Source organism: Pseudomonas sp. GW456-L12 (genome assembly GCF_059424045.1).
Genome location: NZ_JBWKZA010000016.1, coordinates 132,159 through 140,938, shown reverse-complemented (window position 1 = coordinate 140,938; position 8,780 = coordinate 132,159). Strand labels below are relative to the sequence as shown.

Annotated in this window: 6 protein-coding genes; 3 read left to right on the top strand and 3 right to left on the bottom strand. The window is 62.5% G+C overall.

Annotation, left to right across the window (positions count from 1 at the left end; translation table 11 throughout):
- Positions 1-215: 215 nt before the first annotated feature.
- The 3 genes from AC07Y9_RS20280 to AC07Y9_RS20270 are packed head-to-tail and all read left to right on the top strand — an operon-like array spanning position 216 to position 3,781.
- Positions 216-875, top strand: coding sequence for a paraquat-inducible protein A (locus AC07Y9_RS20280; RefSeq protein WP_102679709.1), 660 nt, complete (start codon positions 216-218; stop codon positions 873-875).
- Positions 862-1,485: a paraquat-inducible protein A gene (locus tag AC07Y9_RS20275; RefSeq protein ID WP_102679708.1), complete on the top strand. Its 624-nt coding sequence runs from the start codon at positions 862-864 to the stop codon at positions 1,483-1,485. The genes AC07Y9_RS20280 and AC07Y9_RS20275 overlap by 14 nt, the downstream gene beginning before the upstream one ends.
- Positions 1,478-3,781: a PqiB family protein gene (locus AC07Y9_RS20270; protein WP_102679707.1), complete on the top strand. Its 2,304-nt coding sequence runs from the start codon at positions 1,478-1,480 to the stop codon at positions 3,779-3,781. Before AC07Y9_RS20275 ends, AC07Y9_RS20270 begins: the two co-directional genes overlap by 8 nt.
- A 62-nt stretch (positions 3,782-3,843) precedes the next feature.
- Here AC07Y9_RS20270 and mksF read toward each other — a convergent pair whose 3' ends face one another.
- Genes mksF through mksB form a run of 3 tightly spaced genes read right to left on the bottom strand, consistent with a single transcriptional unit; the run spans position 3,844 to position 8,658 of the window.
- A complete protein-coding gene (mksF, locus tag AC07Y9_RS20265; protein WP_007930131.1) occupies positions 3,844-6,687 on the bottom strand; it encodes an Mks condensin complex protein MksF in 2,844 nt (947 codons plus the stop codon).
- Complete coding sequence (gene mksE, locus AC07Y9_RS20260; protein ID WP_007930132.1) at positions 6,684-7,388, bottom strand: Mks condensin complex protein MksE; 705 nt, start codon at positions 7,386-7,388, stop codon at positions 6,684-6,686. The genes mksF and mksE overlap by 4 nt, the downstream gene beginning before the upstream one ends.
- Positions 7,378-8,658, bottom strand: a complete 1,281-nt coding sequence (mksB, locus tag AC07Y9_RS20255; RefSeq protein WP_172963000.1) for an Mks condensin complex protein MksB — start codon at positions 8,656-8,658, stop codon at positions 7,378-7,380. The genes mksE and mksB overlap by 11 nt, the downstream gene beginning before the upstream one ends.
- Between the last annotated feature and the right edge of the window lie 122 nt (positions 8,659-8,780).

Sequence of the window (8,780 nt, the reverse complement as noted above, 5' to 3'; positions counted from 1 at the left end):
GAAGTGAAACGATGCATCGCCGATGGTAGTGTGGGGTTTCCCCATGTGAGAGTAGGTCATCGTCAAGATTAAATTCCGAAACCCCAATTGCGAAAGCAGTTGGGGTTTTGTTTTTGCGCGTAGAAAACGGTTCTTATCTCCAAACAATTTTGCACAGTTATTTTCGGGACGGACCTCTAGAATAGCTTCACGCCTTTTCAGAGCCAGAGCCTTGTATGTCAGATACGGTTGACGCCCCCGGGCTGTCGGAGTTGCCGCTGGATGACCTGGTGGCCTGCCACGAATGCGACTTGCTGATGCGCAAGCCAGAGCTGGCCCACGGAGAAAAAGCCCAGTGCCCCCGCTGTGGTTACGAGCTATACGCACACCGCCATAATGTCGTGGATCGCAGCTTGGCATTGGTTATTGCCGCGCTACTGCTCTATGTCCCCGCGAACTTTTTACCCATCATGCAGCTCAATCTACTCGGACAATCCTCTGAGGACACCGTGTGGAGCGGCGTAATCGGTTTGTTCAATACCGATATGCAAGGCGTGGCGGTGGTGGTGTTTCTCTGCAGCATGGGCATTCCATTGCTCAAGCTGGTCTGCCAGTTGCTCGTGCTCCTGAGCATTCGCTTGGACATAGGTCGCAGCTACGGCCTGTTGCTGTACCGCATTTATCACCACTTGCGGGACTGGGGCATGCTCGAGGTCTACCTGATGGGAGTATTGGTCGCCATCGTCAAGCTGGCGGACCTGGCTGCCATGACGGTCGGCCTGGGGTTGGTGTGTTTTGTCAGCCTGTTATTGGTTCAGGTATGGCTGGAGGTGGTCATGTCGCCGCATCAGATATGGGATGCCCTGGCCGGGGAGGATGCGCATGCGGGCGATTGATGCGGGCATTCTGGTCTGTAATGAATGCCACGAGCTGAACAGGCAGGAACCCGATACCAATGAGCAGACCTGCACTCGCTGCGGGGCCCTGGTGCATGCTCGTCGCCCCAACAGCATCATGCGTACCTGGGCACTGTTGATTACCGCGGCGATCCTGTACATCCCGGCCAATGTACTGCCGATCATGACGGTCACGTCACTTGGCCAGGGTGACCCCAGCACCATCATGTCGGGGGTGATCGTATTGGTGCAGCACGGCATGATCCCGATTGCGGCGGTGGTGTTCATCGCCAGTATCCTGGTGCCCACCTTCAAGCTGGTGGGGATTGCCCTGTTGCTGTTTTCGGTCCAGCGCCACCAGCCGTTATCGGCGCGGCAACGCATTTGGATGTACCGCTTTATCGAGTTCATCGGCCGCTGGTCGATGCTGGATATCTTTGTGATCGCCATCCTGGTGGCGGTGGTGAACTTCGGTCGGCTTGCCAGTATCGAGGCCAATCTCGGCGCAGTGGCCTTTGCCAGCGTGGTGATTCTGACGATGCTCGCCGCAGTAACTTTTGATCCCCGACTGATCTGGGATAACACGGAGTCGGACGACGACAATGAGTGATTTGCCTAAAGCTAAAACCCGTCCGGCTTCGAACTGGTCGGCCATCTGGGTCCTGCCCCTGATCGCGTTGCTGATTGGCGGATGGTTGGGCTGGCGTGCCTACAGTCAGACCGGTATCGAGGTCCAGGTGCGCTTTGAAAGCGGCGAGGGCATCCAGGCCAACAAGACCGAGGTGGTCTACAAAGGGATGTCGGTGGGCAAGGTCAAGGCCCTGGCCCTGGACGACGAAGGCAACACCAGAGGGGTGATTGCCACTGTCGAGATGAACAAGGACGTCCAGCAATACCTGAAGAGCAGCACACGCTTCTGGCTGGTCAAGCCGAGTGTGACCCTGGCTGGGATCACCGGGCTGGAGACGCTGGTTTCAGGTAACTACATCGCCATCAGCCCGGGAGAGGGCGAGCCTGCGCGCAAGTTCAAGGCGCTGGTCGAAGAACCACCGTTATCAGACGCCAAGCCGGGCTTGCACTTGACCATCAAGGCGGATCGCCTGGGATCGTTGAACCGCGGCAGCCCGGTGTTCTACAAGCAGATCCAGGTGGGGCAGGTGAAAAGCTACCTGCTCTCCGAAGACCAGAACACGGTTGAGATCAAAGTCTTTATCGAGCCGACCTACGCCAACCTGGTGCGCAAACATACGCGTTTCTGGAACGCCAGCGGCATCAGCATCGACGCCAACCTGTCCGGTGTGAAAGTGCGTAGCGAATCCCTGGCCAGCATCGTCGCCGGCGGTATCGCCTTCGCTACCCCGGAGAATCGCCGGGACAGCCCGCCAACCGACCCGACCCTGCCGTTCCGTCTCTACGAGGACTTCGACGCGGCGCAGGCGGGCATCCGGGTCAAGGTCAAGCTGAGTGATTTCGAAGGGCTCCAGGCAGGCCGCACGCCGGTCATGTACAAGGGGATTCAGGTCGGTAACCTCAAGGCCCTCAAGGTCGACCCGGATCTGTCCAGCGCCACGGCGGAGCTGACCCTGGACCCCCTGGCCGAGGATTACCTGGTGCAAGGCACCCAGTTCTGGGTGGTCAAGCCTTCGATCTCCCTGGCGGGTATCACCGGTCTGGAAGCCCTGGTCAAAGGCAACTACATTGCGGTGCGCCCAGGTGACAAGGGCGGTGCTCCGCAACGCGAATTCGAGGCGCGGCCCAAGGCGCCGCCGCTGGACCTGCGCTCCCCTGGCCTGCACCTGGTGCTGTTCACCGAAAACCTCGGTTCGCTGGAGGTGGGCAGCCCGATTCTGTACAAGCAGGTCAAGGTCGGCTCGGTGCAGAGCTACCAGTTTTCGCGGACCCGCAAGCAGTTGGTCATCGGCGTGCACATCGAGAAGGAGTACGAAGGGCTGGTGAACGGCTCGACGCGCTTCTGGAATGCCAGCGGTGTCACCTTGACCGGTGGCCTGACCGGCGGCATCCAGGTCAAGAGCGAGTCGTTGCAAAGCCTGATGGCCGGCGGTATCGCCTTCGACACGCCGGAACCCAACGTGCCGCTGAAAAAGCGCATCCCACGTTTCCGCTTGTATGCCGACAAGGAGCAGGCGACACAGAAGGGCACCCTGATCAGCATCAAGGTCGATCGCGCCGATGGCCTGCGTCCGGGCACGCCTATCCGCTTCAAGGGGCTAGATGTCGGCAAGGTCGAAGACGTCGACCTGAGCGGCGATCTGCAGTCGGTGCTGCTCAAGGCTCGGATCACCGAGGTGCCGGAGCGAATCGCGCGGGTCGGCAGCCAGTTCTGGGTGGTCAAGCCGGAGCTTGGCTTGATCAAGACCGCCAACCTGGAAACCCTGGTGACCGGGCAGTACATCGAGGTGCAGCCGGCGGCGAAGAACCTCGGCGCGCAAACCAGCTTTGTCGCCTTGCCCCAGCCACCGGAAACCGCGGTCGCCGAGGCCGGCCTGAGCCTGGTGCTGAGCGCGGCGCGGCGCGGCTCGCTGAAGGTCGGCGTGCCGGTGACTTACCGCGAGGTAACGGTGGGCAAGGTCACGGGCTACGAACTGGGCCAGACTGCCGACCGGGTGTTGATCCATATCCTGATCGAGCCGAAGTACGCGCCGCTGGTGCGTGGCGGTACGCGTTTCTGGAACAGCAGTGGGTTCGGTATCGACATCGGCCTGTTCAAGGGCGCAACCGTCCGTACCGAGTCGCTGGAGACCCTGATCCAGGGCGGTATCGCCTTTGCCACGCCGGATGGCGAGCGTATGGGCAACCCGGCGCGGCCGGAGCAGACCTTCCCGTTGTTCGACAAGTTCGAGGACGAATGGCTGACCTGGGCACCGAAAATCGCCCTGGGCAAATAACCCAGAAAGCAAAAAGGCCGTGATCGAAAGATCACGGCCTTTTTGTTTTACGGCTTCGGCGGTTACACCTCGTCCAGCTCCGCTTCGGCTTCTGGCTCGACGTTCAGGGTGGCCTTGACCTGATCGTGACGGCGGATGTACTTCCAGTCCGCCTCGTCGATGTAGATACCGTTCGGGCCGCTGCCGCCTTCCAGGTCGATGGCGACCTGGGCCGACACCTGCGGCTTCACACTGGCCAGGATCGGCACGAAGCCCAGTTGCAGGCTGGTTTCCAGCAGCGCTGCCTGGTTCTTCTCGTCGATGTCCGCGGCCTCGTCGAGGTAGTACGGCAGGCGGATGCGCCCGGCCTGCTCGCGGTCCATCAAGTGCAGCAACAGGTACATGTTGGTCAGCGCCTTGATGGTCATGGTGGTGCCGTTGGACGCCGCGCCATCGATATCGGTGTGGATCACCGGCTGGCCATTGACCTTGGTGATCTCGAATGCCAGCTCGAACAGGTCCTTCAGGCCCAGTTGGTTATGGTTGGCCGCTACGAGGCGGGCCAGGTATTCCTTGGCCTCTTCGTTCTTGCTGTCCTGCTCGGCGCTCTGGCTCAGGTCGAACACCGACAGGGTCTCGCCTTCTTCGTATTGGCCGGCGCTGTGGATGATCTGGTCGATGTGCTTGAGGGCTTCCTTGTTCGGCGCGAGCACGATACGGAAACTCTGCAGGTTGGACACCTGGCGTTTGTTGATCTCGCGGTTGAACAGCGCCAACTGATGCTCGAGGCTGTCGTAGTCGCTGCGGATGTTGCGCAGGGTCCGGGCGATATCGGTGACGGCCGCGCGACGCGCCTTGCCCAGGGTCAGGGCTTCGTCGGTGCGGTGCGCATAGGCGTTGATCAGCAGTTGCAGGCGGCGCTCCATGTCGTCTTCGCTGTCGAATTTGGCCACGCCCTTGAGGCGCACCTGGGCGTACAGCGCCTCGATCTGGCCATCGACCCGCTGCAGGCCTTGCCAGCTGTCCTGATAGTCGTTGAGCAGGGGCAGCAGGTTGTCCATGGAGTCGTCCACCGGCTCCATGAACGGCGTGCCGAACGGCAGGTCCGCCGGCAACAGCTGGCGACGGCGCAGGGCATCGTCGAGGGTGCGTTGCTTGGCTTCCATGTCGCCGATCTGCCGGCCCACCAGTTGCAGCTTGGCCGACAGCTGCTGGACGCGTTCGGTGAAGGCGTCGCTGGAGCGCTTGAGTTCGTCCTGGGCGGCTTCCATCTGCGCCAGCTGTTCCAGCTTTTCGCCTTCCTCGGCGCTCAGGGTCTGCGCGCGGCGGAAATCTTCCAGGGCTTTCTGCGCATCCAGCACCTGCTGGTACAGCGCTTCGGTCTGGGTCTTGCTCGCGGCGCGGTCGGCGGCCACCGCGGCCTGGGTTTTCAACTGCTTGAGTTCTTTGTCCAGGCGCTCTTTCTGGTCGCGCAATGCTGCGCGGTCCGCCAGGGCCTGCAAGGCCGGCGGTTCGATGTGGGAAATGTCGATGGACAGCCCCGGCACTTCGAAGCGCTCGCCCTTGAAGCCATCGAGGATCAGCTCCACGGATTTGACCCAGTCGCCGTTCTCGTCCAGGGCGATGCCGTGTTCGCCCAGCGGCAGGCTGAACAACTGGCTGTTGAACAGGCGCATCAGACGCTCGACGTCCTGTTGCGAGAATTCCTCGCGCAGGCGTGCATAGCTGTTGTTGTCGGCGTTATCGAGCTGCTGCTTGACCGACTTCAGGCGTTTTTCCAGATCCCGCAGGCGTTCTTCCAGGTCTTCGGCGGAGAACTGCCGGGACTGGGCCAGGGCGCCGGCCAGTTCGTCATGGGCATCCTTGGCCGCCAGCAGTTGCTGCTCCAGGACCTTGACGTCGTCCACCAGGGCGAAACGATGCTTGAGCACCGAGAGCTCGCCGAGCCAGCGCTGGGTGCCGGTGATTTCCCGCTCCAGGCGCATCATTTCCTGGGTGCTGCTGCGCTGGTCGTTCTGCAGTGCGTCCTGTTCGTTGCGGTAGTGCTCGGCCTGGATGGTCAGCTCTTCCTTGCGCGCGCTGGCGTAGTCGGACCAGGTGCCCAGCAGCGAATCGAGCAGCGGCGACAGGCGATGCAGTTTGCCGCGCAGGATGTCGCGCTGTGTCACGCCGTTGGCCAGGGCTTCCACCAGGGGGCCCGCGGCCACCAGCGAGTTGTAGTCCTGCTCCATGCGGCGCACGTCGCGGAAGGCATCTTCGCAGGCGGCGATGTAGTCGACGCTGCCGGAACGCAGGCTGTGTTCGAAGGCATCGAGGAACAGCTGCTTGAGCTTGGCCGCGGTGATTTCGCGCATGTGCAGCAGGTTGATGAACAACGCGCGGAAGGTCTTCAGGCTCTGCTCGCTGGTGGAGCGCAGCGGGATCAGGGTCAGGTCCAGCGGAATCGAGGTATGTCCGCCCACCAGCAGGCGACGCAGTTCATCCGGCTTGAGCTCATAGGCCTTCAGGCCCTGGCGCTCGAGGTTGGTGAACAGCTCTTTCTGCCGCAGGCAGGTGTCGTCTTTCTGGTAGTGCGCCAGGTCCAGCGAGCCGGCATAGGCGAAGAACTGGTGACCGAAACTGCCGCCCGGACCGCGCCCGGCCACGCCGATCACATGCGGGCCATGGGGCAGGGACACTTCCACCAGGATGTAGCTGGTATCGGTGGCGAAGTAGAAACGCCGCGACTGTTCCAGGCTGTACTTGCCGAAGCTCATGTCCGACATGCGTGCCAGGATCGGGAATTGCAGGGCGTTGATCGAGGCGGACTTGCCCAGGTTGTTCGCGCCGTAGACCGACAGCGGCTCTTCCAGCGGGAACAGGCCCAGGCTGTAGCCGGCGGTGTTCAAAAGGGCAAAGCGGCGGATGCCGTAGCGTTCCTTGCTCATGCGTCGAGCTCCTGTTCTTCGGCAATGGCGCGGGCCAGTGCGTCCTCTTCACTTTCCGATTCGACGAATTCGCTGAGGTCCAGCGGGTCGTCGGTCTGCAGCAGTTTTTCGTCGCTGTCTTCGTCGATCAGCACCGGCGTCGGCAACGGCAGCACGCTGTGCAGGCTGGCGGCCAGGTCACGGTCCTGCTGCACCGACAGGCACACATCGAGGAAGCGGTGCATCGGCGGCAGGAAGCGGTAGATGCCCGGCTCCTCGCCGGCAAAACCCAGTTGGGTCATGCGCCGCATGATTTTTTCTTCCAGTTCTTCATGGGTCTGCACTTCGGCCTGGATGAACAGGTCGCGGTACTTCTCCAGCAGCGACGGCAGTTCGTCGCGGCCGAGGCTGCCGCCGTCGAGCACGGCGACCGGGTCGCGGCCCTGGTCGGCCAGGTGCTCCACCAGGATGAAGGTGAACAGCGCCAGGCGCTGGGCGGTCTTGTTCACCTGGGCGGCGGCGTTCTCCGGCACGAAGTAGTAGAAGCCACGGGTGTCGCACACCAGTTCGAAGCCCAGGGCCTTGAACAGGGTGCGGTACTGGTCCTGGAAGTTCGACAGCTGGGAGTACAGCTCCGGGTCGCGGCGGCTGACGTGATAACCCTTGAACAGCTCGCGAAAGATCGGCGCCAGCTGGGACAGTTCGGAAAGATCAAGATGCATGTGGAGTGCTCGCAGAATTCTCGGCCACGTCATCGCGGGCCGAGAGCAGGGCGAAGGAGCGCAGGCTGACCTGGTGCTCGTGGGTGTGGTAGTCGCGGCGTTCCAGACGCTCGCGCTTGAAGCGTTTTTCCCGCGACAGGCGGGAGAACCAGTACAGCAACTCGTCGGTGGCACCGTCCGGTTCCTGCTCCAGCAGCCAGGTCATCAGGTCCGGCATCGGCAGGGCGTCTTCGCAGCGGTCGAGCATCTCGCGGACCGTGCGTGGCGCCCGTGGCGCATTGCCGCCCTTGTGGGTCTTGTGCGCCTTGGGAAAGCGCGTCGGCTTCGGCTCGAAGCTGGCCAGGGCATAGACATAAGCCTCGACCTGGCCGGAGCTGCCGAGGAAGGTGCTTTGCGGACGGGTGAACAGTGGCATGGCCGCTTGCGGCACGGCGTCGATGCCCTTGCGCCGGATGGCCGACAGGGCCAGGGCCGCGCCGCGGGTCACGGCGTTGTGCCGGCGGGCTTCTTCACGCAGCGGCAGCAGCAGTTCCCGGGCGTGACGCAGGGTCAGCTGGGCGCTGGTCTGCATTTCCAGGATCCGCGCGTGGGTGCGCAGCAGCATGTCGTCGTCCACCAGGTGGCCCAGGCGCTGCTGTTCGGTGAGCATGCGCAGCAGGACGTTCTCGACCTTGCGCACGCCTTGCTCGAAGGCGCCGTCGGCGTTCACCAGCTGGATCATCGGCTCGACGTATTCGTCCCAGGTGGCCAGTACCTCGGCGTATCGCTGGCGCAGGGGAATCTGCCGGTCGCTGGTCTTGGCCCGCTCGGCGACGGCCACCAGGGCCTGTTCGTCGTTGGCGAGCTTTTTCAATACATCGCGCACGCGCATGTCCAGCAACCGCAGCTGGCGGGCCAGGTCATGGCCGTCGCGGATGTCGAAGGCGTCCTGGATGTAACCGGCCAGGCGTTCGAGGTGGCGCAGGTAGGCTTCGATTTCCAGGCACAGGCCCAGGCGGTGCTCGCGCCGCAGGTAGGCGAGGAAGTCGTGGATCTGTGCGTTGAGCTCGAAACGGTTCGGGCTTTTCGCCACCGGAACCAGGATATCCAGGCGGATCCACACGTCCAGCAGGCTGGTAATGTCCTGTGGCGTACTGTCAATTTGCTGGGTGGCCAGCTGTGAACGCAGTTCGGCGAGGCTCAGGGTGCCTTGGTCGAAGTGCTCGCACAGTGGCTCCAGAAGTGCCCAGTGTTCGGCGAGGGCGCGCAACACGCGCTTGGGTTCGATCATCGGAATGGCCGGCTGGTTGGCAATGAAAAGCAGCGATTGTACTGCATCGGAAGGCTGACGATTCACCCCTCGGTCTTGTCATGGGCTGGACCGGTGTTTTTGTGACGAATCAACTGCGGGCG